General features: G+C 60.7%; 26 protein-coding genes and 1 pseudogene. 23 read left to right on the plus strand and 4 right to left on the minus strand.

The window, feature by feature from the left end; all coding sequences use genetic code 11:
• Positions 1-120: 120 nt before the first annotated feature.
• The 11 genes from fabF (at position 121) to HBO19_RS04110 (ending at position 9951) form a co-directional block, all read left to right on the plus strand.
• Complete coding sequence (fabF, locus tag HBO19_RS04060; protein WP_169955213.1) at positions 121-1365, plus strand: beta-ketoacyl-ACP synthase II; 1245 nt, start codon at positions 121-123, stop codon at positions 1363-1365.
• A complete protein-coding gene (pabC, locus tag HBO19_RS04065) occupies positions 1365-2180 on the plus strand; it encodes an aminodeoxychorismate lyase (RefSeq protein WP_170057094.1) in 816 nt (271 codons plus the stop codon). Before fabF ends, pabC begins: the two co-directional genes overlap by 1 nt.
• A 1-nt stretch (position 2181) precedes the next feature.
• Positions 2182-3276 carry an endolytic transglycosylase MltG gene (gene mltG / locus HBO19_RS04070; RefSeq protein ID WP_170056937.1) on the plus strand — a complete coding sequence of 365 codons (1095 nt, stop codon included), beginning with the start codon at positions 2182-2184 and terminating at the stop codon, positions 3274-3276.
• Positions 3277-3295: 19 nt separating this feature from the next.
• Positions 3296-3928 carry a dTMP kinase gene (gene tmk / locus HBO19_RS04075; protein ID WP_169955215.1) on the plus strand — a complete coding sequence of 211 codons (633 nt, stop codon included), beginning with the start codon at positions 3296-3298 and terminating at the stop codon, positions 3926-3928.
• Entirely contained in the window at positions 3921-4907 is a 987-nt protein-coding gene (locus HBO19_RS04080; RefSeq protein ID WP_169955216.1) for a DNA polymerase III subunit delta', read from the plus strand. The genes tmk and HBO19_RS04080 overlap by 8 nt, the downstream gene beginning before the upstream one ends.
• A 65-nt stretch (positions 4908-4972) precedes the next feature.
• Positions 4973-5755: a TatD family hydrolase gene (locus HBO19_RS04085; protein ID WP_169955217.1), complete on the plus strand. Its 783-nt coding sequence runs from the start codon at positions 4973-4975 to the stop codon at positions 5753-5755.
• A gap of 426 nt (positions 5756-6181) precedes the next feature.
• Positions 6182-6835 (plus strand): TetR/AcrR family transcriptional regulator, encoded by a 654-nt coding sequence (locus HBO19_RS04090; RefSeq protein WP_169955218.1) that lies wholly within the window; start codon positions 6182-6184, stop codon positions 6833-6835.
• A 139-nt stretch (positions 6836-6974) separates the two neighbouring features.
• Positions 6975-7943 carry a radical SAM protein gene (locus HBO19_RS04095; RefSeq protein ID WP_170056938.1) on the plus strand — a complete coding sequence of 323 codons (969 nt, stop codon included), beginning with the start codon at positions 6975-6977 and terminating at the stop codon, positions 7941-7943.
• A 74-nt stretch (positions 7944-8017) separates the two neighbouring features.
• On the plus strand, positions 8018-8623 hold the full coding sequence (locus tag HBO19_RS04100) for a DUF4823 domain-containing protein (protein ID WP_038442470.1): 606 nt from the start codon (positions 8018-8020) through the stop codon (positions 8621-8623).
• Positions 8624-8639: 16 nt separating this feature from the next.
• Positions 8640-9206: a DUF1285 domain-containing protein gene (locus HBO19_RS04105; RefSeq protein ID WP_169955221.1), complete on the plus strand. Its 567-nt coding sequence runs from the start codon at positions 8640-8642 to the stop codon at positions 9204-9206.
• 7 nt (positions 9207-9213) lie between these two features.
• Positions 9214-9951 carry a class I SAM-dependent methyltransferase gene (locus HBO19_RS04110; protein WP_170056939.1) on the plus strand — a complete coding sequence of 246 codons (738 nt, stop codon included), beginning with the start codon at positions 9214-9216 and terminating at the stop codon, positions 9949-9951.
• A 50-nt stretch (positions 9952-10001) separates the two neighbouring features.
• Here HBO19_RS04110 and HBO19_RS04115 read toward each other — a convergent pair whose 3' ends face one another.
• Positions 10002-10262 carry a hypothetical protein gene (locus HBO19_RS04115; RefSeq protein ID WP_169955223.1) on the minus strand — a complete coding sequence of 87 codons (261 nt, stop codon included), beginning with the start codon at positions 10260-10262 and terminating at the stop codon, positions 10002-10004.
• A gap of 53 nt (positions 10263-10315) precedes the next feature.
• Positions 10316-10654, minus strand: a complete 339-nt coding sequence (locus HBO19_RS04120; RefSeq protein WP_170056940.1) for a hypothetical protein — start codon at positions 10652-10654, stop codon at positions 10316-10318.
• A 359-nt stretch (positions 10655-11013) separates the two neighbouring features.
• Between HBO19_RS04120 and HBO19_RS04125 the strand changes: the two are divergent.
• Positions 11014-11493: pseudogene (locus HBO19_RS04125) on the plus strand (GNAT family N-acetyltransferase).
• A 72-nt stretch (positions 11494-11565) separates the two neighbouring features.
• The gene (locus tag HBO19_RS04130) at positions 11566-12369 is read left to right on the plus strand and encodes an IclR family transcriptional regulator (RefSeq protein ID WP_169955225.1); all 804 of its coding nucleotides are present in this window, start codon (positions 11566-11568) and stop codon (positions 12367-12369) included.
• Here the strand turns inward: HBO19_RS04130 and HBO19_RS04135 are convergent, their stop codons facing one another.
• The gene (locus tag HBO19_RS04135; protein ID WP_169955226.1) at positions 12370-13422 is read right to left on the minus strand and encodes an NAD(P)-dependent alcohol dehydrogenase; all 1053 of its coding nucleotides are present in this window, start codon (positions 13420-13422) and stop codon (positions 12370-12372) included.
• Between the two features lie 182 nt (positions 13423-13604).
• Here HBO19_RS04135 and HBO19_RS04140 point away from each other — a divergent pair, with 182 nt between their 5' ends.
• Positions 13605-14498 carry an AraC family transcriptional regulator gene (locus HBO19_RS04140; RefSeq protein WP_169955227.1) on the plus strand — a complete coding sequence of 298 codons (894 nt, stop codon included), beginning with the start codon at positions 13605-13607 and terminating at the stop codon, positions 14496-14498.
• Positions 14499-14674: 176 nt separating this feature from the next.
• Here HBO19_RS04140 and HBO19_RS04145 read toward each other — a convergent pair whose 3' ends face one another.
• Positions 14675-16339: an electron transfer flavoprotein-ubiquinone oxidoreductase gene (locus tag HBO19_RS04145; RefSeq protein ID WP_169955228.1), complete on the minus strand. Its 1665-nt coding sequence runs from the start codon at positions 16337-16339 to the stop codon at positions 14675-14677.
• Positions 16340-16895: 556 nt separating this feature from the next.
• Between HBO19_RS04145 and HBO19_RS04150 the strand changes: the two genes are divergently transcribed.
• From HBO19_RS04150 to HBO19_RS04190, 9 genes are all read left to right on the plus strand, one after another.
• The gene (locus HBO19_RS04150) at positions 16896-17645 is read left to right on the plus strand and encodes an electron transfer flavoprotein subunit beta/FixA family protein (protein ID WP_169955229.1); all 750 of its coding nucleotides are present in this window, start codon (positions 16896-16898) and stop codon (positions 17643-17645) included.
• Between the two features lie 2 nt (positions 17646-17647).
• Entirely contained in the window at positions 17648-18577 is a 930-nt protein-coding gene (locus HBO19_RS04155) for an FAD-binding protein (RefSeq protein ID WP_169955230.1), read from the plus strand.
• Positions 18578-18659: 82 nt separating this feature from the next.
• On the plus strand, positions 18660-19475 hold the full coding sequence (locus tag HBO19_RS04160) for a transporter substrate-binding domain-containing protein (protein WP_170056941.1): 816 nt from the start codon (positions 18660-18662) through the stop codon (positions 19473-19475).
• Positions 19476-19484: 9 nt separating this feature from the next.
• Positions 19485-19841, plus strand: a complete 357-nt coding sequence (locus HBO19_RS04165) for a DUF4398 domain-containing protein (RefSeq protein ID WP_169955232.1) — start codon at positions 19485-19487, stop codon at positions 19839-19841.
• On the plus strand, positions 19838-20641 hold the full coding sequence (locus tag HBO19_RS04170; protein ID WP_169955233.1) for an OmpA family protein: 804 nt from the start codon (positions 19838-19840) through the stop codon (positions 20639-20641). Before HBO19_RS04165 ends, HBO19_RS04170 begins: the two co-directional genes overlap by 4 nt.
• Before the next feature lie 240 nt (positions 20642-20881).
• Positions 20882-22321, plus strand: coding sequence for a PLP-dependent aminotransferase family protein (locus HBO19_RS04175; RefSeq protein ID WP_169955234.1), 1440 nt, complete (start codon positions 20882-20884; stop codon positions 22319-22321).
• A 104-nt stretch (positions 22322-22425) separates the two neighbouring features.
• Complete coding sequence (locus tag HBO19_RS04180) at positions 22426-22914, plus strand: translation initiation factor 2 (protein ID WP_170056942.1); 489 nt, start codon at positions 22426-22428, stop codon at positions 22912-22914.
• A gap of 161 nt (positions 22915-23075) precedes the next feature.
• The gene (locus HBO19_RS04185) at positions 23076-23330 is read left to right on the plus strand and encodes a YkgJ family cysteine cluster protein (RefSeq protein WP_076961156.1); all 255 of its coding nucleotides are present in this window, start codon (positions 23076-23078) and stop codon (positions 23328-23330) included.
• A gap of 41 nt (positions 23331-23371) precedes the next feature.
• Complete coding sequence (locus tag HBO19_RS04190) at positions 23372-23980, plus strand: START domain-containing protein (protein WP_170042592.1); 609 nt, start codon at positions 23372-23374, stop codon at positions 23978-23980.
• Positions 23981-24075: the final 95 nt, after the last annotated feature.

Consider the following 24075-nt stretch of genomic DNA (forward strand, 5'->3'; position numbering starts at 1 on the left):
TAATCGTCGCTTGCTGTCATGGAAAAACCGCACTGCTATAACGGCGTGCGGTTTTTTCTTTAGCTCTGATGAAAAATGAGCTTTGAAACAAAGTGTCGTCATTAGAAAAAGGAGAGTGCTGTGTCGCGTAGACGCGTCGTAGTCACCGGTATGGGTATGTTGTCGCCACTGGGTACGGATGTGCCGAGCAGTTGGCAGGGCATTCTGGCTGGCCACAGTGGTATCGGTCTGATTGAACATACGGACCTTTCTGCCTATTCCACCCGTTTTGGCGGCTCGGTAAAGGGCTTCAATGTCGAGGAATATCTCTCGATCAAGGAATCCCGCAAACTCGACCTGTTCATTCAATACGGCCTGGCAGCCGGTTTTCAGGCAGTGCGTAATGCTGGCCTGGAAGTCACCGATGCCAACCGTGAACGCATCGGCGTGGCCATGGGTTCGGGTATTGGCGGTCTGACCAATATCGAAGAAACCAGCCGCACGCTGCACGACTCCGGCCCTCGTCGAATTTCACCGTTCTTCGTCCCGGGCTCGATCATCAATATGATTTCCGGCTTCCTGTCCATCCATCTGGGTGCCCAGGGGCCTAACTACGCCATTTCCACGGCGTGCACCACGGGCACTCACTGCATCGGCATGGCGGCGCGCAATATCGCCTATGACGAGGCTGACGTGATGATCGCAGGTGGTGCCGAAATGGCCGCCTGCGGCCTGGGCATGGGCGGCTTCGGCGCGTCCCGTGCGCTGTCGACGCGCAATGACGAGCCGACCCGTGCCAGCCGTCCGTGGGACAAGGGCCGTGATGGCTTTGTACTGTCCGACGGTGCCGGTGCCCTGGTCCTCGAAGAGTTGGAGCACGCCAAGGCCCGTGGCGCGACGATCTACGCCGAGCTGATCGGTTTTGGCATGAGTGGCGATGCGTACCACATGACCTCGCCACCCGCCGATGGCGCGGGCGCTGCGCGTTGCATCAGCAATGCCCTGCGCGATGCGAAGATCAACGTCGACCAGGTGCAGTACATCAACGCCCACGGCACCTCGACGCCAACTGGCGACCTGGCGGAAGCCCAGGCCATCAGGTCGGTGTTCGGCGAGCACGCCTACAAGCTGGCGGTCAGCTCCACCAAGTCCATGACCGGTCACCTGCTGGGTGCGGCTGGCGCGGTTGAAGCGATTTTCAGTGTGCTGGCGATCAAGGACCAGGTCGCGCCGCCGACCATCAACCTTGATGAGCCGGACGAAGGCTGCGACCTGAACTTCGTGCCTCACGAGCCGCAGAAAATGCCGATCGACGTGGTGCTGTCCAACTCGTTCGGTTTTGGTGGTACCAACGGTTCCCTGGTGTTCCGCCGGTTCGCCGAGTGATGCACTGCTGGGTCGACGGTCAGCCAGCGGACGCAGTGCCGCTGAAAGATCGCGGCCTGGCCTACGGCGATGGTTTGTTTGAAACCATCGCGGTCAAGGCCGGGCAGCCCGTGCTGCTGGATCGTCACCTGCAACGCCTCGACGACGGCTGCAGGCGCCTGGCGCTTGCGGTGGCCCCGGATCTGATCCGCAGCGAGGTGCTGGCTTACGCGGCAGCCCTCGGTGACGGCGTTCTCAAGTTGATCCTCACCCGTGGCGATAGCCTGCGCGGTTATGGCATCAATGCAGGCGCCCCAGCGCGGCGTATCCTGCAAGGCAGCCCGCCTGCCACCTATCCCCAGGCTCATGGTTCATCAGGCATACGCCTGTTTCCCTGTGCCACCCGTTTGTCCGAGCAACCCTTGCTCGCAGGTCTCAAGCACCTCAATCGTCTCGAACAGGTCCTGGCCCGCGCCGAGTGGCAAGATGCCGATCACGCGGAAGGATTGATGCTGGATATGTCCGGGCGCGTTATCGAAGGTGTGTTCAGCAACCTGTTCCTGGTGCATGCCGGCCAACTGCTGACGGCCGACCTGAGCCGCTGTGGCGTGGCCGGCGTCATGCGTGCCGAGTTGCTGGCCAGTGCCGAGGCGCTGGGCATTGTCACCACGGTTGCCGATATCAGCCTTGCGCAGCTGCAACAGGCTGATGAAGTGTTCGTCTGCAACAGCGTGTATGGCATTTGGCCGGTGCTTGGATGTGGGCCAATGAGCTGGTCGGCCGGGCCGCTCACCCGTAAACTGCAAGGCATTGTTCGCGCGCTATTGGGTATTTGATTTGAGACGTAAAATTGTATTGCTGCTGGAGATCGGCCTGGTCCTGGCGGGTTTGCTCCTGGGCTTTTCGGCCTGGAAGCTGGACTCGGCCTTGAAGCAGCCGCTGAATCTGTCCCAGGAGCAATTGCTGGATGTAGCCGCTGGCGCGACCCCTACGGGCACTTTCAATCGCCTGGAAAACGACGGCGTGCTTGAGGATGCCTTCTGGCTACGCCTCTACTGGCGCTTCAATCTTGATGGCCAGCCCCTGCACAGTGGCGAGTACCGCATGGCGCCCGGCCTGACGGCCCAGGGCTTGATCGGCCTGTGGCAGCGCGGCGAAGTGGTGCAGTACAGCCTGACCCTGGTGGAAGGCTGGAACTTCCGCCAGGTGCGCAGTGCCTTGGCCAAGCATGAAAAAATCGAACAGACCCTGGCGGGATTGAGTGATTCCGAGGTAATGGAAAAAATCGGCCATCCCGACGAATTCCCCGAAGGGCGGTTCTTCCCCGACACCTACCGTTTTGTGCGCGGCATGACCGATGTCGAGTTCCTGAAGAAAGCCTACAACCGCCTGGACGAGGTGCTGGCCCAGGAATGGCAGCGACGCGCCCCGGATGCGCCCTATACCGACCCCTACCAGGCGCTGATCATGGCGTCGCTGGTCGAGAAGGAAACCGGTGTGCCCGAGGAGCGTGGGCAGATTGCCGGGGTGTTTGTGCGGCGCCTGAAGATCGGCATGCTGCTGCAAACCGACCCCACCGTGATCTACGGCATGGGCGAGCGCTATAACGGCAAGTTGACGCGCGCGCACCTCAAGGAAGCCACGCCCTATAACACCTACATGATCAGCGGCCTGCCACCGACGCCAATTGCCATGGTCGGCCGCGAGGCGATCCATGCCGCGTTGAATCCGGTGCCGGGCAGCAGCCTGTATTTCGTGGCCCGAGGCGATGGCAGCCATGTTTTTTCCGACAGCCTGGATGCCCATAATGCCGCCGTGCGCGAGTACCAACTCAAGCGTCGCGCCGATTATCGCTCCAGCCCTGCGCCGGCTGCACCCGCGACCGTTGAGCCTGCCGCGCCCGCCGCTGCGCCCACGCAAAGCCCGCAATGACTCTGACTAAGGACTGCCTGTGACTGGCTTGTTTATTACCCTGGAAGGCCCGGAAGGCGCCGGCAAGAGTACCAACCGTGAATACCTGGCCGAACGCTTGCGGGCCGAAGGGATCGAGGTGCTGCTGACCCGCGAGCCTGGCGGCACGCCCCTGGCGGAAAAAATCCGCGAGGTGCTGCTGGCCACTGGCGACGAGGTCATGAACCCCGACACCGAGCTGTTGCTGGTGTTTGCCGCACGTGCCCAGCACTTGGCCGAGGTGATCCGCCCGGCCCTGGCCCGTGGCGCGGTGGTGATCTGTGACCGTTTCACCGACTCCACCTACGCCTATCAGGGCGCTGGCCGCGGCCTGTCCCTGGAACGCATTGCGACCCTGGAGACCTTCGTCCAGGGTGACCTGCGCCCGCACTTGACCCTGGTTTTCGACCTGCCGGTAGACGTCGGCCTGGCCCGGGCCAGTGCCCGTGGGCGCCTGGACCGTTTCGAGCTGGAAGGCCGGGGGTTTTTCGAGGCGGTACGCGCGGCTTACCTGCAGCGTGCCCAAGCTGCGCCGTCGCGCTACTGCCTGCTGGATGCCGCGCAGCCGCTGGAGCAGGTGCAGCAGGCCATCGATGCGCTGCTACCCAAACTGTTGGAGCTTTACCGTGGCTGAAGCCTATCCGTGGCAGGACAGCCTGTGGCAGCAATTGGCCGGGCGCGCCCAGCACGCCCATGCCTATTTGCTCCATGGGCCGGCAGGCATCGGCAAGCGTGCCCTGGCCGAGCGCTTGATGGCACGCTTGTTGTGCCAGAATCCGGCTGGGCTGGAGGCGTGCGGGCACTGCAAGTCGTGCCTGCTGCTCAAGGCCGGCAGCCATCCGGACAACTACGTGCTGGAACCGGAGGAGGCCGACAAGGCGATCAAGGTCGACCAGGTGCGCGACTTGGTGAGCTTCGTGGTACAGACCGCGCAGATGGGCGGGCGCAAGGTGGTGCTGATCGAGCCGGTGGAGTCGATGAACATCAACGCCGCCAACGCCTTGCTCAAGAGCCTTGAGGAACCTTCCGGCGATACGGTGCTGCTGCTGGTCAGCCACCAATCCAGCCGCCTGCTGCCGACTATCCGCAGTCGTTGCGTGCAGCAGGCCTGCCCGTTGCCGAGCGAGGCCATGAGCTTGCAGTGGCTGGGCCAGGCCTTGCCCGAGTGCAGCGAGCAGGAGCGGGTCGAGTTGCTGACCCTGGCGGCCGGCTCGCCCCTGGCTGCGGTCAGCTTGCAGGCCCAGGGCGTGCGCGAGCAGCGCGCGCTGGTGGTCGACGGGGTGAAGAAGCTGCTCAAGCAAGAGCAGTCCGCCACGCAACTGGCCGAAGGCTGGAAAGATGTGCCGCTGTTGTTGTTGTTTGACTGGTTTTGCGACTGGTCCAGCCTGATCCTGCGCTATCAACTGACCCAGGACGAAAACGGCCTGGGCCTGATGGACATGCGCAAGGTCGTGCAATACCTGGCGCAGAAGAGCGCCCAGGACAAGGTGTTGAACATTCAGGACTGGATCCTCGCCCAGCGCCAGAAAGTCCTGGGCAAGGCCAACCTGAACCGCGTGCTGTTGCTTGAGGCCCTGCTGGTGCAGTGGGTCGGGTTGCTCGGCCGACGTTGATATTCTCGGGGTCGACGGATGTTTCGTCGGCCAGACACTTCCTGTGACGCAAGTTGTAACTTCTTATGCTCGTAGATTCCCATTGCCACCTTGATCGCCTCGACCTCGCCGCCCACAACGGCTCCCTGGATGCTGCCCTCGAAGCTGCGCGCCAGCGTGGGGTCGGGCACTTCCTGTGTATCGGTGTCAGCGCCGAGAACGCCGCCGACGTCAAGGCCCTGGCCGAGCGCTATGCCGATGTAGATTGCTCGGTGGGCATCCATCCTCTGGATCTCAAGCCTGGCGAAGCCCCGGCCCTGGAGTGGCTGCTGGACGAACTCAATCACCCGCGAGTGGTGGCCATCGGCGAGACAGGCCTGGATTACCACTACGAGCCGGAGGCCGCCGACCTGCAGCAGGCTTCGTTCCGCCTGCACCTGCAAGCGGCGCAGCAGACCGGCAAGCCTGTGATCGTGCATACCCGTGGCGCCCGCGCCGACACCCTGGCCCTGCTGCGCGAAGCGGCGCTGCCCCAGGCGGGTGTGTTGCACTGTTTTACCGAAGATTGGGAGATGGCCAAGGCGGCCCTGGACCTGGGGTTCTATATTTCCCTGTCGGGCATCGTCACCTTCCGCAACGCCGAGGCCCTGCGTGATGTGGCGCGCCAGGTGCCCGCCGACCGTCTGCTGGTGGAGACCGACTCGCCATACCTGGCGCCGATCCCTCATCGCGGCAAGCCGAACCTGCCGGAATATGTGCGGGATGTGGCGGATTACCTGGCGATGTTGCGCGGCGAGTCGGTGGAGCGTTTTGCCGAGCAGACCACCGAGAACTTCAAGCGTCTGTTCCCCCTGGCGCACGTTCGCTGAATTGCAGGCAAAAAAAACCCGGGTTCTGGGGGGTGAATCCGGGTTAAGACCATTAGGAGTAAACAAGGGTACGCGGTCCGTTGGTACCCATATCGGTGTTTCACTTGGGGGAGATGTCACACCGACAGATGAAGTATTGATCAGTATCCCGTGCAGTCCAGCCGCATCTGGTCGTTTTTTAAACAGATTTGGAATACGTGCGCTTCGCTTGAGTTCTCATTGAGCGGCAATACATTGCGCGAATCGACGTTTAATTTCTGACCCGCATCGCCTGATTCGTTGGCGCGCTGTAAGTTTAGTGTATGGGTTGTTCATATAGACGTTGCCCAACGACCGTTCAGTCGGGATAATCCCTCGCACCGGGTAAAACGTTCCGTCATCGGGGCATCGAACCCTTCCAATACTGACCTCTGCAGACCTCTTTCTATGCACAAAGAACCCCGTAAGGTCCGTGAGTTTCGCCGCCGTGAGCAGGAAATTCTCGACACCGCGCTCAAATTGTTCCTCGAACAGGGTGAAGACAGCGTCACCGTCGAGATGATTGCGGATGCCGTGGGTATCGGCAAAGGCACCATCTATAAACACTTCAAGTCCAAGGCCGAGATCTACTTGCGCCTGATGCTCGACTACGAGCGCGATTTGAACGAGTTGCTGCACTCGGCCGACGTCGACAAGGATAAGGAAGCGCTGTCCCGGGCGTACTTTGAGTTCCGCATGCGCGACCCGCAGCGCTACCGCCTGTTCGACCGCCTGGAAGAAAAAGTGGTCAAGGGCCACCAGGTGCCGGAAATGGTCGAGGAGTTGCACAAGATCCGTGCCTCGAACTTCGAGCGCCTGACCCTGCTGATCAAGGGCCGCATCAGCGAAGGCAAGCTGGAAGATGTGCCGCCTTATTTCCACTACTGCGCCGCCTGGGCCCTGGTGCATGGCGCGGTGGCGCTGTACCACTCGCCATTCTGGAGCAACGTGCTGGAAGATCAGGAAGGCTTCTTCCAGTTCTTGATGGACATCGGCGTGCGCATGGGCAACAAGCGCAAGCACAGCACCGAGCTGCCGAACCCCGAGACGCCTGCCACATAAGGCATTCACCCGGACAATGGCCGGCTGATTTACTGCCCTATGTAGTAACCCAGGAATATACTCAGGCAAGGACCTTGCTAAAATCTGATTTATGAGTCAGGTTTTAGCGCGCCCGAATTATCCGCTGCCGGAGTGATCCATGATCGTTGATCGTCAAGGCAGGCGTTTTCGCAATTTGCGGATCAGCCTGACCTCAGCCTGCAATTACGCCTGTACCTACTGCGTGCCCAACGGCAAGCGGCTGGTGGCTGCGCAGGACGAACTCTCGGCCGAAGCCATGGCGCGTGGCGTGGCCTACCTGATCGAGGCGGCGGGCATCGATCGCCTGCGCATTACCGGCGGCGAGCCACTGGTCAGCCCCAAGCTCGAAACGTTCATGCGGGCCGTCGGGCAGATGGGCTTGAGCGATATCAGCCTGACCACCAATGGCCAGTTACTGGCGCGCAAGTTGCCATTGCTGGTCGATGCCGGCATTCGCCGCATCAATGTGTCCCTTGACACCCTGGATGCCGATGCCTTTCGCGGGATCGCCCGGGGTGGCGACCTGGCCACCGTCCTTGATGGCATGGACCAGGCTCGTGCGGCGGGGATCAAGATCAAGGTCAATATGGTGCCGCTGCGCGGGCAGAACCTCGACCAGGTCATGCCGCTGCTGGAATATTGCCTGGCGCGCGGTTATGAACTGCGTTTTATCGAGTTGATGCGCATGGGCCATCTGGCCAGCGACTCCAACGCCTTCCTGCAGCAATTCGTCAGCCTGCAACAACTGCTGAGCCTGATTGGCGAGCATCACGAATATCTGCAGGCCGACGCCCCTGTGGACGCCACCGCCGTGCGTTATGAAATTCCCGGCCAGGGCTTCTTCGGCGTGATCGCCAATGAAAGCGTGCCGTTTTGCCGAACCTGTTCGCGCCTGCGGCTGTCTTCCACGGGGTGGCTGCACGGCTGCCTTTCGTCGAGCAACCGGCACTATGTCGGCGACCTGTTGGACAAGCCGCGCCACCAGGCCCTGCCGGCGTTACAAGGGTTGCTGGTCAAGGCCTTGGGCGATAAGCAGGAAGTGGCGTTTTCAGGCGGGGCGACGGTGATGAAGATCATTGGCGGCTAGCCAGGCAAGCTGGCGCAAAATCTGCATCTTGTGCCCATTCGCCGGTTTTCCGTCACCGGCCTCTGGAGGATAGGATGCGTAGTCTGGTTTTGTTGCTGGCGTCGTTCGCGCTGGGTGGCTGCATGACAGTCAGCGATATGGCCGAAGGCACTCGCTATCAGATGAGCGATGCCGGCTTGCTGGACCACAGCGATACCCGCCGTTCCAACTCGGTTCGCATTCAGCCCGATTCCTTTGTGTTTATCGCCCAGGGCGCGTTCACGCCGCCGGGCAGTGCCTATCCGCGGCCCAATGTGGTGGCCGAAGAAGCCTTCAACGGTTTCATCGAATACTTCCCCATGGTCCGCCGCGCCCGCGCCCCGGAAGGCCTGGAGCAGGCCATGGCCGAAGCCCGCGAGGTAGGCGCCCATTACCTGTTGTATACGCGGTTCGCCAAGGCCGATGATCGCATCGGCAATGCGGATGAGTGGGCCGACCAGGAAGCCCTCGACCGGCTGGGTGTCGACAGCGGTGTGATCCAGATCATGTTGATCGAGACCAGCACCCAGTATTTGATCGATACTGCACGGATCCGCAGTCGTGGCGGTTTACTGACGTTCCACGACAACAAACCCGAAGATTTGCTTGGCCCACCGCTGCGCCAGTACGCCCGCAGCCTGCTGGGCATGAGCGACCAATAATTCAAAGGAGAACAGCATGACGGGTTCGGCCAAGGCCAATGATTTGTTGGCACAGTTGCCCAAGGGCAAGGGACCGGCACCGGTTCACCTGTGGAACCCGGATTTCTGTGGCGATATCGACATGCGTATTGCCCGTGATGGCACCTGGTATTACCTGGGCACGCCCATCGGGCGCAAACCGATGGTCAAGCTGTTCTCCAATATCATCCGCCGCGATGGCGATGATTACTTTCTGATCACACCGGTGGAAAAGGTTGGGATCAAGGTGGATGACGCGCCTTTTGTGGCGGTGTCGCTGGAGGTCGAGGGGCAGGGCGAAAGCCAGCTCCTGCGGTTTACCTCCAATGTCGAAGACCTGATCGAAGCCGGCCCGGCGCACCCGCTACGGGTGGTGATCGATCCCCACACCCAGGAACCTTCGCCCTACGTGCTGGTGCGCAACAACCTTGAGGCACTGGTCCATCGCAACGTGTTCTACCAATTGGTGGACTTGGCGGTGACGCGCCAGATCGAAGGCGAGAGTTGGCTGGGCATCTGGAGTGGCGGGGTGTTCTTTTCGATAGGCCTGGAGCCCAGGGATTGATACTGGCATGACGCAGAATATCTACGATACCCCGGCCTTTTTCGCTGGCTACAGTCAAATGGGCCGCTCCCTGCAAGGGTTGGCAGGCGCGCCGGAATGGCCCGCGTTGCAGGCGTTGTTACCGCCGATGCGGGGCTTGCAGGTGGTGGACCTGGGCTGTGGTTATGGCTGGTTCAGCCGCTGGGCCCAGGAGCAGGGCGCCGAACAGGTGCTGGGGCTGGACGTCTCACAGAAGATGCTGGCGCGGGCGAAGGAAATGACGTCATCCTCGGCCATTACTTATGCCATTGCCGACCTCGAGCAACTTGATCTGCCCGGTGCTGCTTACGACTTGGCCTACAGCTCGCTGGCCTTTCACTACATCGCCGACCTGCCCGGGCTGTTTACCCGCATTCATAGGGCCTTGAAACCGGGAGGGCGACTGGTTTTTTCCATCGAGCACCCGATCTTCATGGCACCCCGCCAGCCGGGCTGGCAGGTCGATGAGCAAGGCCGCAGAAGCTGGCCGCTGGACAGTTATCAATTGGAAGGACCGCGGGTCACCGACTGGCTGGCCAAGGGCGTGATCAAGCAGCACCGTACCCTGGGCACTCTGCTCAACCTGTTGATCAAGGCAGGCTTGAGCCTGAGCCATATTGAAGAGTGGGGCCCGAGTGCCGCGGACCTTGTGGCCCGGCCTGAGTTGGCGGAGGAGCTGGAGCGGCCGATGATGTTGCTGGTGGCTGCGCAACGCCCAACGCTGTAGGCAATGCCTGGCGAGGGGCGTTGCGCAGCCTCGCCAGGGCTCGACAGCCGTTACGGTTGGCTTTCCAGCTTGCGGGCGGCGTCCACGCCAGAGGCCGTCAGTTTGATCGGCAGGTGCAGCGCATGTTCGCCAGCCTCGTTGCAGGTCACATGGCCTTCCTTGATCAGTCCACGGTCCTGAAGGGTGGCCAGGGTGCTGGCCACGACTTTTTCGCCCCGGTAGTTATCCAGCACCTCCTTACCCAAACCGTTCGGGTGCGCGTGCAGCAGGCGGGTGAGGACTTCTTTCTCCAGGTTTTTATCGACGTTCATGCATACCTCTTCAGGGTCAGTGGTGGGGTAGTGTTCGTCTGTCGGCCAAGGGGTCAAGGTTGTTTCGGTGCGCCGGGCAGGTTGTCATCCTTGCCGCTTGGGGCGGCATTCTTGCCGGGGCCGATCTTGCCGTTCTCCACATCGGTACCCAGGCCCTGGCGGTTGCCGTCATTGCCTTGGGTGCGGGGGTCGGCACCGTTCTGGATGATGGCTCCGCCATTGGTATCCAGGCCGGTGCCCATGGAGTCTTTGCTCTCTTGGGTGGCAGGGTTGGGCGGGCTGCCAATCGGGTCGGTCTTGCCGGTGGAAGGGTCGGACGCGGCGAAGCTGCCCAGGGAAACCGCAGACAGCAAACCGGCGAGGGCGAGGGCAGTCACTTTGGAAGTATTCATGGTGGAGCCTCCATAGGAATAAAGTCCTTACCTTAGGTTGGTCCGCCCGCTCATATTGTTGGTGCCTGGATCACGACGAACGGTGTCAGCCCACCTGTAAGATTTTGTGTTTCGAAGCCCGGCGCCAGATCAGGCGCGCCAGAGTTTTCCGCCAACGGGAGCAGTGGGGGGGCATGGGCAAACCTGGGCGTCTGTTGGATTTATGGCGGACTTTTTACCACGCGCGACTGCACCATTTGTTCTGCGGTTACGGGTGCCAACATTGCTGCAGTTATGGAGTAACTGCGTGCATAAAACCCTGCAAACGGTTATCAAAGGGCCTTAGTATGTGTCCTTTATTTTTAGCCGCAGGCCTGTTCATGACCATCGAGATTCGTCCCGCCGTGCCCAGCGATGCTGCGCAGATCCTGACCTTCATCACCGAGCTGGCCGAATACGAAAAAGCTCGCCACGAAGTGATCGCCGGCGTGGTGGACATCGAACGCAGCCTGTTCAGCGAAGGTGCTACCGCCCATGGCCTGATCTGCCTGCGTGACGGCTTGCCGATCGGGTTTGCGGTGTTCTTCTTCAGCTATTCCACCTGGCTGGGCAGCAACTGCCTGTAACTGGAAGACCTGTACATCAACCCGGAACAGCGCGGCGGCGGGGCGGGCAAGAAGTTGCTGCGCCACCTGGCAAAGATCGCCTACGACAATGGCTGTGGGCGCTTCGAATGGAGCGTTCTGGACTGGAACGAGCCGGCCATTGCCTTCTACAAATCCATCGGCGCCCAACCCCAGGAAGAATGGGTGCGCTACCGCATGGAAGGCGATGCGCTGCGTGAGTTTGCCCAGGGCTGAGATCGGCCCTGTCTTGCGGCCCGGCATTTGCCATAATGGCCGCCGCTTTCGCATTTCTAGATAGGCCCAAACATGCAGGAAAACCCAGCGATCCCCGCCAAAGACCCCGCGCCCACCGGCACCCAGACCTTGCTGCGCGGCCTGGGCGTGGTGCAGGCGGTGGCGGCGGGTGCGCGGGATCTCAAGGAGATTGCCCGGCGCATCGGGACCACCCGCAGCACCACGCATCGCCTGGCCAGTTGCCTGGTGGACGAGCGTTACCTGCGAGTGGTGCCGCAGGTCGGTTACCTGTTGGGGCCCAAGCTGATCGAGTTGGGGTTCCAGGCGCGGGAAGAACTGCCGCTGGTGACGCTGGCGATACCCTATCTGGATGAACTGTCGGCGCTGACCGGCGACACCATCCACCTGGCGATCCGTGAGTACGACGAGGTGCTGTACCTGCACAAGAATCCTGGGCGCAATGGCCCGGAAATGCGTTCCCGCGTCGGTCACCGCATGCCCCTGGCGCGCACCGGCATCGGCAAGGCCTTGCTGCTCGATGACACGCCAGAAGAATGGCAGCGCCTGTATCAGGCCAGCTTGCCGATAGGCGGGAAAAACCTGCACTGGCCGCAGCACCCGGAGCAATCCTGGGAGCAGTTCGAGCAGCGCATGAAAGAGTATGTGGCGGGCGGCTATGCCTTCGACCTGGAAGACAACGAGCCGTCGATCCGCTGCGTGGCCGCACCCGTGCGCGATGCCAGCCGACGGATTATCGCCGGCATCAGCATCGCCAGTACGGTGCCCTACATGCCGCTGGAAAAAATGGCCGAGCTGATTCCTGTGGTCAAACAGGTCGCGGCCCGGCTGTCAGCGGAGTTAGGGGCCAAGGCCTGATCAGGCCTTCAAGGTGGCCATGTCGATCACGAAACGGTACTTCACGTCGCCGGCAATCATGCGCGCAAAGGCTTCGTTGATCTGGCGGATATCGAGCATTTCGATGTCGCAGGTAATGCCGTGCTCTGCGCAGAAATCCAGGACTTCCTGGGTTTCGGCAATGCCGCCGATCAGCGAGCCGGCCAGGACTTTACGACCCAAGACCAGCTTGGCGGCATTGACCGGCGGGTCGACCGGTTCGATCAGGCCCACCAGGATATGCACGCCATCAAAACGCAGGACATCGAGGTAGGGGTTCAGATCGTGCTGCACCGGGATGGTGTCCAGCAGGAAGTCGAAACTGCCGGCTGCGGCCTTCATCTGCTCGGCATCGGTGGACACGATCACATGATCAGCGCCTTGGCGACGGCCTTCCTCGGCCTTGCTCGCCGAGCGGGTGAACAGCGTGACTTCGGCGCCCATGGCCTTGGCAAACTTGATGCCCATATGGCCCAGGCCACCCATGCCGAGAATCCCGACTTTGTCGCCCGCCTTTACCCCGTAGTGCTTGAGCGGCGAGTAGGTGGTGATGCCCGCGCAGAGGAGCGGTGCGGCGCTGGCCAGGTCGAGCTTGGCCGGAATCTTCACCACGAAGTGTTCGCTGACCACGATGCTGTCGGAGTAGCCGCCCATGGTGTTGCTGCCGTCCACGCGATCCGGGGTGGCGTAGGTCATGGTCGGGCCTTCGAGGCAGTATTGCTCCAAGTCTGATTTGCACGCTTGGCAGTGGCGGCACGAATCCACCATGCAGCCCACGCCGACCAGGTCGCCAACCTTATGGGCGGTGACGCTGGCGCCGACAGCAGTGACCTTGCCGACAATCTCGTGGCCCGGCATCAATGGGTACACGGCGATACCCCATTCGTTGCGCGCCTGGTGGATGTCGGAGTGGCAGACGCCGCAGTACAGGATTTCGATTGCCACGTCATCGGCGCGCGGGCTGCGACGCTCGAAGGACATGGGGGCGAGGGGAGTGGTGGCCGACTGGGCGGCGTAGCCGATGGCGGTGTACATGGTGAAAACCTCGCAAAAGCTTGGGCGGGAGAGGTGGCGAATTCTGCGCGTGGACCCTGTGGGCGAACATGGCAAATGCTCCGAGTCTCATGCCTATTCGTCCGGGAGTGCCCGTGGATTGGATTCATTGGCCGCCAGACCTGCGATGATGTTCCTATCCCTTTTTCGCGAAGTTTTTTGCCATGTTGTTGACCCGCCATCTCGATGCCAACGCTGCGCTGGTTTCCTTGATTGAGGGGCTTACGCCCTGCGACGGTTTCTCCCCGACCCATCTGGCGGGCGTGAAGGTGCTCCGCGCCAGTTGCGACGTGGCGCGCGGGCCGCAGATCTATGAGCCGAGCCTGATGTTCGTGGCCCAGGGCAGCAAGCTCGCCTACCTGGGGCCGCGTACCCTGGAATACGGCGCCGGGCATTACCTGATCCAGGCGATGCCAGTGCCATTCGAGTGCGAGACGTTTGCCATGGCCGCCGATGCCCCGCTGTATGGCGTTACCGTAGGTATTGATCGGGTGGTGCTGGGTGAATTGGTGATGGCCATGGGCATGCAGGCCGGCCCGCCGCCGGCGGCGCAGACCCTGGAGTCGATGAGCTCGGTGGTGCTCGATGACGCGATGCGTGGTTGCGTCGAGCGGCTGTTGCAGTGCCTGCACGATCCGCTTGAAGCCCGGATCATGGGGCCGGCACGGGTGCGGGAATTATTGTTCAGCGCCTTGCGTGGGCCACAGGCCGATGTACTGCGGGCGCTGGTGGAACAGCAGGGGCAGTTCTCGCGGATTGCCACCTCATTGAATCACCTGCATGCCCATTACGCCGAACCCTTGAACATCGAGACCCTGGCCGGTTATGCGCATATGAGTGCGTCGACATTCCATGAACACTTCAAGCGCTGCACCTTGTTGTCGCCGGTGCAGTACCTCAAGCGCTTGCGCCTGCTCAAGGCCCAGCAGTTGTTGCTGGCACAAGGCATGGGGGTAGCGCAGGCGGCGCATAACGTGGGGTATCAGAGTACGTCGCAGTTCAGTCGGGAATATAAGCGCTACTTCCTGCGCAACCCTGGTGAAGAACGAGCGGCATAAATCCCGGAGATACCTCTATCCAAACGTGGGAGCGGGCTTGCTCGCGAAGGCGGTGTGTCAGGTTAATAATTCTTAACTGACACACCGCCTTCGCGAGCAAGCCCGCTCCCACATTAGATTTGTGTCGGCCATAAAAAAGGCTCTCCAGTGGAGAGCCTCATGTTCAAGCAGATGGCTTACATATTCGGGTAAGTCGGCCCACCCGCGCCTTCCGGCGTAACCCACGTGATGTTCTGCGAAGGGTCCTTGATGTCGCAGGTCTTGCAGTGCACGCAGTTCTGGGCATTGATCTGGAAGCGTTTCTCACCGTCTTCCTGGGTGATCACTTCGTACACGCCAGCCGGGCAGTAGCGTTGCGCCGGCTCATCGTAGAGTGGCAGGTTGGTGCCGATGGGGATGCTCGGGTCCTTGAGCTTCAAGTGGCACGGCTGCTCTTCTTCATGGTTGGTGCTGGAGAGGAACACCGAGCTCAGCTTGTCGAAGCTCAGCTTGCCGTCGGGTTTGGGGTAATCGATCTTCTGGCTGTCCTTGGCCAGCTTGAGGCAGGCGTAGTCCGGCTTGGTGTCGTGCAGGGTGAACGGCATTTTGCCGCCGAGGATGTTCTGGTCGAACCAGTTGAAGCCGGCACCGATGATCGGGCCGAACTTGTGCATCGCCGGGCCGAAGTTACGGGTGGCAAACAGTTCTTCGTAGAGCCAGCTGGCTTTGAAACTGTCGACGTAGGCGGTCAGTTCATCGCCGCCTTCGGACTCGGCGAACAGGCGATCAGCCACCGCATCTGCAGCGAGCATGCCGGACTTCATCGCGGTGTGGCTGCCCTTGATCTTGGCCACGTTCATCGTGCCCAGGTCGCAGCCGATCAGGGCGCCGCCCTTGAATACCATCTTCGGCAGCGAGTTGATGCCGCCCTTGGCCAGGGCGCGCGCGCCGTAGCTGATGCGCTTGCCGCCTTCCAGGTACTGGGCCAGCACCGGGTGATGCTTGAGGCGCTGAAACTCATCGAACGGCGACAGGAAGGTGTTGCTGTAGGACAGGTCGACGATCAGGCCTACCACCACCTGGTTGTTTTCCAGGTGATAGAGGAACGAGCCACCGGTGTTCTCGTTGCTCATGATGTCCAGCGGCCAGCCGGCGGTGTGGACCACCAGGCCTGGTTGATGCTTGGCCGGGTCGATTTCCCAGATTTCCTTGAGACCGATGCCGTAGTGCTGTACGTCGGCGTCGCTGTCCAGGTTGAAGCGCTGGATCAGTTGTTTGCCCAAGTGCCCACGGCAGCCTTCGGCGAACAGTGTGTACTTGCCGCGCAGTTCCATGCCGGGGGTGTACAGGCCTTCCTTTGGGTGGCCTTCACGGTCGACGCCGAGGTCGCCGGTGATGATCCCGCGCACTACGCCGTTTTCGTCGAACAGTACTTCCTGGGCCGCGAAGCCCGGGTAGATTTCCACGCCCAGGTTCTCTGCCTGCTGGGCCAGCCAGCGGCACAAGTTGCCCAGGGAGATGATGTAGTTGCCTTCGTTGTGCATGGTCTTGGGCACAAAGAAGTCTGGAACCTTGGTGGAGCTGTCGCTGCTGCGCAGTACATAGATGTCGTCGCGCACCACCGGGGTGTTGAGCGGGGCGCCCAGTTCTTTCCAGTCCGGGAACAATTCATTCAGGGCGCGTGGTTCAAACACGGCACCGGACAGGATATGTGCACCGACTTCGGAGCCTTTTTCGACCACGCAGACGCTGATTTCCTTACCGGCTTCGGCGGCCTTCTGCTTCAGTCGGCAGGCGGCAGACAGGCCCGACGGCCCTGCGCCGACGATGACCACGTCGAATTCCATGTATTCGCGTTCCACAGGCTATCTCCTACTCAAGGCTCAACAGTTTTTTTTCTAATGGGTGGAGGTTCGGTGTTTTATCTGTCGTCTTCTGCGCCAATTTCTTACAAAGGGGCAGGGGACGACCCACCTTTCTCTCTAGGTGGCGCATTATATCTACACCACTCTCAGCGTCCAATACAAACGTTTGTTTGAATTGCCCGCGAGCTAGGTAAATCAAAGCAACGCGGCTTATATCTGACCATTTTGCTGTATTGACCGGAAAAGGTGTTCCGGTCAATATACGGTCGGTTTTGCGCTTCTCGTAGGCGGACTGCCGGTTTCAAGGCCACGTCCAAAGACAAGGCAATGCTCTTACAGGTTGACGCGCACGTAATGCTGGCGCGCAGTTTACACGTTGCGACGATGAATGACTTGTCAGTCACCGCTGACGAACGGTCTTTATTATTGAGTACGTGCAACGTCACCTGTCATGACGGCCTGCGTTTTTAGAGGTGCCCTTGTGCGCCGTTGAGCATCTACCGCCAGGTTTATCCGGGCGGCTTCCTTTTCACCGGAGAGTAACGAGGAATCCATGAAGGTTCTTGTAGCTGTCAAACGCGTTGTCGATTACAACGTGAAAGTTCGCGTCAAGGCGGACAATTCCGGCGTCGATCTGGCTAACGTCAAAATGTCGATGAACCCCTTCTGCGAAATCGCCGTGGAAGAAGCCGTACGCCTGAAAGAAAAAGGTGTTGCGACTGAAATCGTCGTCGTTTCCATCGGTCCGACCACTGCTCAAGAGCAGCTGCGTACCGCCCTGGCGCTGGGTGCCGATCGCGCCGTTCTCGTCGAATCCGCTGAAGACCTGACTTCGCTGGCCGTTGCCAAGCTGCTCAAGGCCGTTGTCGACAAGGAACAGCCGCAGCTGGTAATCCTCGGCAAACAAGCCATCGACAGCGACAACAACCAGACTGGCCAGATGCTGGCTGCACTGACCGGTTACGGCCAGGGCACCTTCGCCTCGAAAGTCGAAGTGTCTGGCGACAGCGTTGCCGTGACCCGTGAAATCGATGGCGGCGCGCAGACCGTTTCGCTGAAACTGCCGGCCATCGTCACCACCGACCTGCGTTTGAACGAGCCGCGTTATGCGTCCCTGCCAAACATCATGAAAGCCAAGAAGAAGCCGCTTGAAGTGCTGACTCCGGATGCTTTGGGCGTTTCCACCGCCTCCACCAACAAGACCGTCAAAGTCGAAGCGCCAGCTGCACGCAGCGCGGGTATCAAGGTCAAGTCGGTGGCTGAACTGGTCGAGAAACTGAAAAACGAAGCGAAGGTGATCTGATCATGACTATCCTCGTAATCGCCGAACACGATAACAAGGTGCTGGCCCCGGCCACCCTGAACACCGTTGCCGCTGCTGCGAAAATCGGTGGTGATATCCACGTCCTGGTCGCTGGCCAGAACGTGGGTGCCGTGGCTGAAGCCGCCGCGAAAATCGCGGGCGTGAGCAAAGTACTGGCCGCCGACAACGCTGCCTACGCGCATCAGTTGCCTGAAAACGTTGCGCCACTGGTTGCAGAACTGGGCGCTGGCTACAGCCACATCCTGGCTGCCGCCACCTCCAACGGCAAAAACATCCTGCCGCGCGTTGCTGCGCAGTTGGACGTTGACCAGATCTCCGAGATCGTTTCGGTCGAAAGCGCCGACACCTTCAAGCGCCCGATCTACGCCGGTAACGCCATTGCCACCGTGCAATCGACCGCCGCCATCAAAGTGATCACCGTGCGCGCCACCGGTTTCGACCCGGTTGCAGCTGAAGGTGGTTCGGCTGCCGTTGAAGCGGTGGCTGCTGTCCACAACGCTGGCACTTCCAGCTTTGTTGGCGAAGAGCTGGCCAAGTCGGATCGTCCTGAGCTGACCGCTGCCAAGATCGTCGTTTCCGGCGGGCGTGGCATGCAGAACGGTGACAACTTCAAGCACCTGTATGCCCTGGCCGACAAGCTGGGCGCTGCGGTCGGCGCCTCCCGCGCGGCCGTCGATGCAGGTTTTGTACCCAACGACATGCAGGTCGGCCAGACCGGCAAAATTGTTGCGCCACAGCTGTACATCGCGGTCGGTATCTCCGGCGCGATCCAGCACTTGGCCGGTATGAAAGACTCCAAAGTGATCGTTGCGATCAACAAGGACGAAGAAGCACCGATCTTCCAGGTGGCTGATTACGGCCTGGTTGCGGACTTGTTCGAAGCTGTACCTGAGTTGGAGAAGCTGGTCTAAACCAGCCGCTTCACTTATAAAGAGCCCGGTCTTATGACCGGGCTTTTTTTTGCACGCAACTATTTGATCGGGAAACCACACCATGGAACTGCGCCGCTGGACTGTACTGCTGGGCCTGTCACTGCTGCCGACCGTGTCTATCGCGGCCGGCAAATGCGAGCGCCTGGTCGTGACCGGCAGCCCGGATGCGCCGCCCTATCTGTGGCGCGACCCGCAAGCCCCCACCCACCTGATCGGCGCCAACGCCGATGTGTTGCAGCAAGTGGCCAAGGACCTGGGACTGAAAATCGACCTGCTATACGGCGGCAAGCGTTCCCTGGCCCTTGAAGAAGTGCGCAGCGGGCGCATGGACATGTTGGTCGATGCGCCGTTGAGTGTCAGCGAACTGGAGACCCTGGACTACATCCACCCGGCGCTGATGCAGGCCGATTATCGGGTGTGGACCCGCGTTGACTCGCCTCTGGTCTATACCAGCGCGGCCGACCTGCATGGCCACAAGGGCGCAGTCTCGGAGCGGGCGCGCCTGTCCCCTGAATTTGAAGCCTTTGCCAGCGAACACCTGACCCTAGAACGCCTGCCAACCGTGACCCCGGCCTTGCAGAAACTGCTGCTGGGCGAAGTGGACTACGTGCTGGCCGGACGTTACTCCGGTATGGCCATGGCCCAGACCCTGGGTATGAGCAAAGACCTGCTGGCCCGGGAACTGCCGATTGACCAGCCGGGGCTGTTCCTGGCGATTTCCCACAACTCGGCCTGCAATGATCCGTGGTTGCGCGGACAGCTCGCCAAAAAGATGACAGAATTGGCCGCGTCCGGTCTGACGGAAGCCGCGTTGCAGCGCAATATCGAACGCTGGAAGACGCAGTTGCAGCAACCCGTCGGCACCCCAACAAAGTAGGGATTTTTAGTGACTATTCGACCTCTTTTCGCCGCCCTCGCCGTAGTAACGCTGGCGGGCTGTGCCGCAGATCCTGCGCCGAATGAGCAAATGCGCCTGACCCAGCAAGCCTTGGAGCAAGCCGCCGCCGTGGGGGCCGTGGCTGACGACGTGCCCGAGTTGAAACTCGCCGAGACGAAGCTGGCCCAGGCCAAGGCCGACATGGCTGACCAATCCTACAAGGATGCCCGCATGCAGGCTGAACAGGCCGAACTGGATGCCCGCCTGGCGGAGGCGCGGGTGCTGACGCAAAAGAGTCAGGAACAGTTGAATGTCCTCGAGACCCGTATCACCCGCCTGCGCAAACAGCTGGGAGATGCCCAATGATCCGTCTGACATGTGGGCTGCTGTTGAGCAGCGTGGTGCTCGCCGGCTGTGCCAGCCACCCCAATAGCGATATCGCGTTGCAGCAGGCTGGCAGCGACTTCCAGAAGGTCAAGGAAGACTCCAACGTGCTGCGCATCGCGCCCAAGGACGTGATCCGCGCCGGTGAATCCCTAGCCCGCGCCGACCGCCTGTCCAGCTACTGGGGCAGCGGTGGCGACGTGGTGCATTACGCCTACTTGAGCCAGCGCTACAGCGCGATTGCCCGCGAGCATACCGAGTTGGTGCTCAACGAAGAGCGTGCGGCCAAGCTCGAACTGGAGCGCCAACGCCTGCAATTGGCGCTGCGCGAGGCCAAGTTGTTGAGCGTGCAGCAACAGGGCAAGTGGCTCGAAGAGCAAATTGCCAGCCTGACCACCACCCAGACCGATCGCGGCCTGGTGATGACCCTGGGCGACGTGCTGTTCGACACCGGCCAGGCAGAACTGAAAAACTCGGCGAACCGTACAGTGTTGAAGATCGTGCAATTCCTGCAACTGAACCCCAAGCGGGTAGTGCGGATCGAGGGCTACACCGACAGTACCGGCGGCGAGCAGGAAAACCTCAAACTGTCCCGCGACCGGGCGCAGGCCGTGGCGGATGTACTGGTTGACCTGGGCATTGATGACAAACGCATCCAGGTAGAAGGTTATGGCGATCAGTACCCGGTGGAAGTGAATGCTTCCGAACGGGGGCGTGCGCAGAACCGGCGTGTGGAAATCGTCTTTTCCGACGACAAGGGCCAGCTCGGCGCTGCGCGCTGAATCTCAGTTCTTGTGGGAGCTGGCAAGCCAGCTCCCCCAGGGAATATGCCGTGTGTCTCGCCCCGCAACCCGATCCTCGATCGGGTTTTTCATGCCTGCAATTGCCTTCTCGACCCATACAGTTTTTTCTATCACTGGCGCCCATCCTCGACTATTGTGGCAACTGTCCCCGTACACTTCTAAACTGTGCCGGTATGTTTCACACAAAAATAAAATACCCGTGAAATCGAGTGCTGCGTCATGACCAATCTCTTGCTTTACCAACGTATCGCCCAGCAATTGGCTGAGGATATCCGGCGCGGTGTCTATCAGCCGGGTGAGCGCGTGCCTTCGGTGCGCAAGATGAGCTCCCAGCTCAATGTCAGTCATGCCACAGTGTTGCAGGCCTACGCCAATCTCGAGGACCAGGGGCTGATCCGCGCGCGCCCGCAGTCCGGGTATTACGTGCACCAGACCCCGGCCCTGACCGCACCGACGCCGGATATCGCGCGGGTCGAGCGCCCGGGGCTGGTCACCCGCAGCAGTATCATTCAACAGGTATTGGTCGAGTCCCGGCGCGAAGGGGTGTTCCCGCTCGGCGCCGCCGTGCCCAGTGTCGACTACCTGCCGGTGCGCGCACTGCACCAGCAACTGGCCAAGGTCACGCGCTTCCAGAGCCCGCGGGCGTTCAGCTATATGTTCAGCCCAGGCTTTGAGCCGCTGCGACGCCAGGTCGCGATCCGCATGCGCGATGCCGGCGTGGTGGTCGACCCGTCCGAGGTGGTGATCACCCACGGGTGTGTTGACGCATTGCAGATGTCCCTGCGGGTGCTGACCCGTCCCGGCGACCTGATCGCCGCTGAGTCCCCCACCTATTACGGCCTGTTGCAACTGGCGGATCTGCTCGGCCTCAAGGTCATCGAAATCCCCAGCGACCCCGCCACCGGCATGAGCCTGGAAGCCCTGCAACTGGCGGCCAACCAATGGTCGATCAAGGCCCTGGTACTGACCACGCGCCTGAGCAATCCCCTGGGCGGCACCATGCCGGAAGAACGGCAGAAACAGTTGCTGCGCCTGGCCTCGGATTTCGATATCCAGATCGTCGAAGACGATATCTACGGCGAATTGATGTTCGAGCTGGGCCGCACCAAGGCCCTCAAGGCCTATGACCGCCTGGACCGGGTGATCTACTGCTCCAGCTTCTCCAAGACCCTGTCCCCCGGCGTGCGTATCGGCTGGATGATTGCCGGCAAGTACCAGCAAGAGCTCCAGCGCCTGCAGATGTTCAGCACCCACTCGGCGTGCAGCGTGACGCAAATGGGCGTGGCGGCGTACCTGGAGAATGGCGGCTACGACCGGCACCTGCGTTACATTCGCCAGGAGTACCGCAAGAACCTCAGCGCCTTCCAATTGGCGGTGCAGCAGTATTTCCCGGAGGGCACGCAGATGAGCCGGCCGACCGGTGGTTTTATCCTGTGGGTCAGCCTGCCGGGTCGGGTCAATACCCAGGAGCTGCACGTGCGCGCCCTGCAACAGGGCATCAGCATTGCGCCGGGGCTGATCTTCAGCAATACGGAACAGTTCAACCACTGTATTCGGCTCAATTGCGGCACACCCTGGAATCGTGAAGCCGAGCGCGCCTTGATGACCCTGGGGATGCTGGCCAACCAGTTGTGCCAGGAGGCAGCGGGCGGTTTTTGAAGCGCCAAAACGGGGCCTGAACGGTAGCTGGCTAATCACCGCGCTTGTCATGCCGCGCTCAACAAGCGAGCATATGGCCTTCTGCCGTTAATGCTGTTGGCGATATGACCTCTATTTTTCCTGCCGCGCTGTTGATCTGTCTGGCGAGCCTGTGCAACGCCACTTCTGTAGTGGCAGCGCCTGCCACTGCGCCAGTTGTGCTGGCAGCTGCCGAACAAAAGCCGGCGCCGGCGAAAAAAACAGTCCAGGCGAAAAAAGCCGCCCCGGTTAAAAAAGCCGCCAAGGAAAAAAAGCGCGCACCTATCGCCAGCAAGTCCAAGTCAGCCCGTGAAGTGGCCCAGACCAAGCTACCACCGGCGAAACTGGACCTCAGCCTGCCCCAGGAAATGGTCCGACATCTGCAGCCCCTTGGCACTATGCCGCAGCCCAAGAACGTGCCGTTGTTGCCGCCGATGTTTGGCGAGAAACCGGTCGATAACAGCGCATTCCAGATTAACGGACGCCTGCTGAGCAACGAAATGCAGTTGCAAATGCGCAATGAGGAGCGGCGCGATGTAGAAGGCGCAGCCCTGGATTTTGAATTCAAGAATTAATCTTTCCCGCCAAAGTGACCTGAGCCACTGACCTTCTGTCGCAGACTGGTCGGTCACTTTTGTTTTCTTTGAAAAACCTCTGTTAGACCATTTTAAAACGAATGTTTTAGGGCGTACTCTAGCCCGGCCATCAACACTTTGTCGTCGAGGACCTGCTGGTCATGAAATGCCGTGAAGGCTGTGGCGCCTGTTGTATCGCCCCTTCCATCAGTTCGCCGCTGCCCGGTATGCCCAATGGCAAACCCGCGGGCGAACGCTGCCTGCATCTGTCGGTCGAACAGCTGTGCCAACTGTTTGGCCAGCCTGAGCGGCCCGCGGTGTGCGGTGCCTTTGCGGCGGATCTTGAGGTCTGTGGTAGTAGCCAGGAAGAAGCGATCAGGTTGATCGGCTGGTGGGAGCAGATGACGGCGGCTTAGTGGGCTTTAATGTCAGAACTTCAACAATAAGGAATACAACAATGGGTTCGCTGAAACGAATGGCTGTGTTGTGCGGTTTTACGGTGTTGTTTGCAGCTACTGCACAGGCAGAAGAGTGGCAGGTTGCCAAGGATGAGGAAGGTATCAAGGTTGCCTTGAGTGAAGTGGCCGGCTCCAAATACAAGGCGTATCGCGGCGTTACCGTGATCAAGGCGCCATTGGCCAAGATCCAGGCCCTACAGGACGATGTCGTCGGCGCCTGTAAGTGGATTCACGAATGCAAGTCGCAGAAGCTGCTCAAGAAGGAAGGTGACAAGAGCTGGACCTACACCCAGTTCAAGGCCCCGTTCCCGGTGACCGATCGTGACTCGATCCTGGAAATCACCACCACCCAGGCCGCCGATGGCAGCGTGACCCGCAAACTGCTGGAAGTGCCGACCTATCTGCCGGAAGAGAAAGGCTATGTGCGCGTGGCCCAGGTCGAAGGCTTCTGGAAATTGGCGCCCAAAGGCGCCGACCAGACCGAAGTGACCTACCAGGTTCACACCGAGCCAGGTGGCAGCGTGCCTTCCTGGCTGGCCAACAAGTTTGTGGTTGAAGCGCCTTTCAACACCTTGAAAGCCCTCAAGGCAGCGGCCGAGAAGCCGTAAGCCCAACCGATCATATGCCTCCTGCCTTGAGTGGAACGATCACCGTGCCCTCAAGGTCCAGATATGTGTAAGCCCATCCATGGGCTTTATCGAGG

The organism is Pseudomonas sp. WS 5021, assembly GCF_012985535.1.
GTDB lineage: Bacteria > Pseudomonadota > Gammaproteobacteria > Pseudomonadales > Pseudomonadaceae > Aquipseudomonas.

Excerpts from the sequence above, each read along its gene's own strand:
- HBO19_RS04180 (WP_170056942.1), top strand. The coding sequence starts at position 22,426 with ATGACCTCTATTTTTCCTGCCGCGCTGTTGATCTGTCTGGCGAGCCTG.
- HBO19_RS04130 (WP_169955225.1), top strand. The coding sequence starts at position 11,566 with ATGCAGGAAAACCCAGCGATCCCCGCCAAAGACCCCGCGCCCACCGGC.
- HBO19_RS04115 (WP_169955223.1), bottom strand. The coding sequence starts at position 10,262 with ATGAACGTCGATAAAAACCTGGAGAAAGAAGTCCTCACCCGCCTGCTG.
- pabC (WP_170057094.1), top strand. The coding sequence starts at position 1,365 with ATGCACTGCTGGGTCGACGGTCAGCCAGCGGACGCAGTGCCGCTGAAA.
- HBO19_RS04190 (WP_170042592.1), top strand. The coding sequence starts at position 23,372 with ATGGGTTCGCTGAAACGAATGGCTGTGTTGTGCGGTTTTACGGTGTTG.
- HBO19_RS04155 (WP_169955230.1), top strand. The coding sequence starts at position 17,648 with ATGACTATCCTCGTAATCGCCGAACACGATAACAAGGTGCTGGCCCCG.
- HBO19_RS04095 (WP_170056938.1), top strand. The coding sequence starts at position 6,975 with ATGATCGTTGATCGTCAAGGCAGGCGTTTTCGCAATTTGCGGATCAGC.
- HBO19_RS04140 (WP_169955227.1), top strand. The coding sequence starts at position 13,605 with ATGTTGTTGACCCGCCATCTCGATGCCAACGCTGCGCTGGTTTCCTTG.
- HBO19_RS04185 (WP_076961156.1), top strand. The coding sequence starts at position 23,076 with ATGAAATGCCGTGAAGGCTGTGGCGCCTGTTGTATCGCCCCTTCCATC.
- HBO19_RS04090 (WP_169955218.1), top strand. The coding sequence starts at position 6,182 with ATGCACAAAGAACCCCGTAAGGTCCGTGAGTTTCGCCGCCGTGAGCAG.
- HBO19_RS04170 (WP_169955233.1), top strand. The coding sequence starts at position 19,838 with ATGATCCGTCTGACATGTGGGCTGCTGTTGAGCAGCGTGGTGCTCGCC.
- HBO19_RS04120 (WP_170056940.1), bottom strand. The coding sequence starts at position 10,654 with ATGAATACTTCCAAAGTGACTGCCCTCGCCCTCGCCGGTTTGCTGTCT.
- HBO19_RS04135 (WP_169955226.1), bottom strand. The coding sequence starts at position 13,422 with ATGTACACCGCCATCGGCTACGCCGCCCAGTCGGCCACCACTCCCCTC.
- HBO19_RS04160 (WP_170056941.1), top strand. The coding sequence starts at position 18,660 with ATGGAACTGCGCCGCTGGACTGTACTGCTGGGCCTGTCACTGCTGCCG.
- HBO19_RS04100 (WP_038442470.1), top strand. The coding sequence starts at position 8,018 with ATGCGTAGTCTGGTTTTGTTGCTGGCGTCGTTCGCGCTGGGTGGCTGC.
- HBO19_RS04105 (WP_169955221.1), top strand. The coding sequence starts at position 8,640 with ATGACGGGTTCGGCCAAGGCCAATGATTTGTTGGCACAGTTGCCCAAG.
- HBO19_RS04150 (WP_169955229.1), top strand. The coding sequence starts at position 16,896 with ATGAAGGTTCTTGTAGCTGTCAAACGCGTTGTCGATTACAACGTGAAA.
- HBO19_RS04085 (WP_169955217.1), top strand. The coding sequence starts at position 4,973 with ATGCTCGTAGATTCCCATTGCCACCTTGATCGCCTCGACCTCGCCGCC.
- HBO19_RS04110 (WP_170056939.1), top strand. The coding sequence starts at position 9,214 with ATGACGCAGAATATCTACGATACCCCGGCCTTTTTCGCTGGCTACAGT.
- HBO19_RS04175 (WP_169955234.1), top strand. The coding sequence starts at position 20,882 with ATGACCAATCTCTTGCTTTACCAACGTATCGCCCAGCAATTGGCTGAG.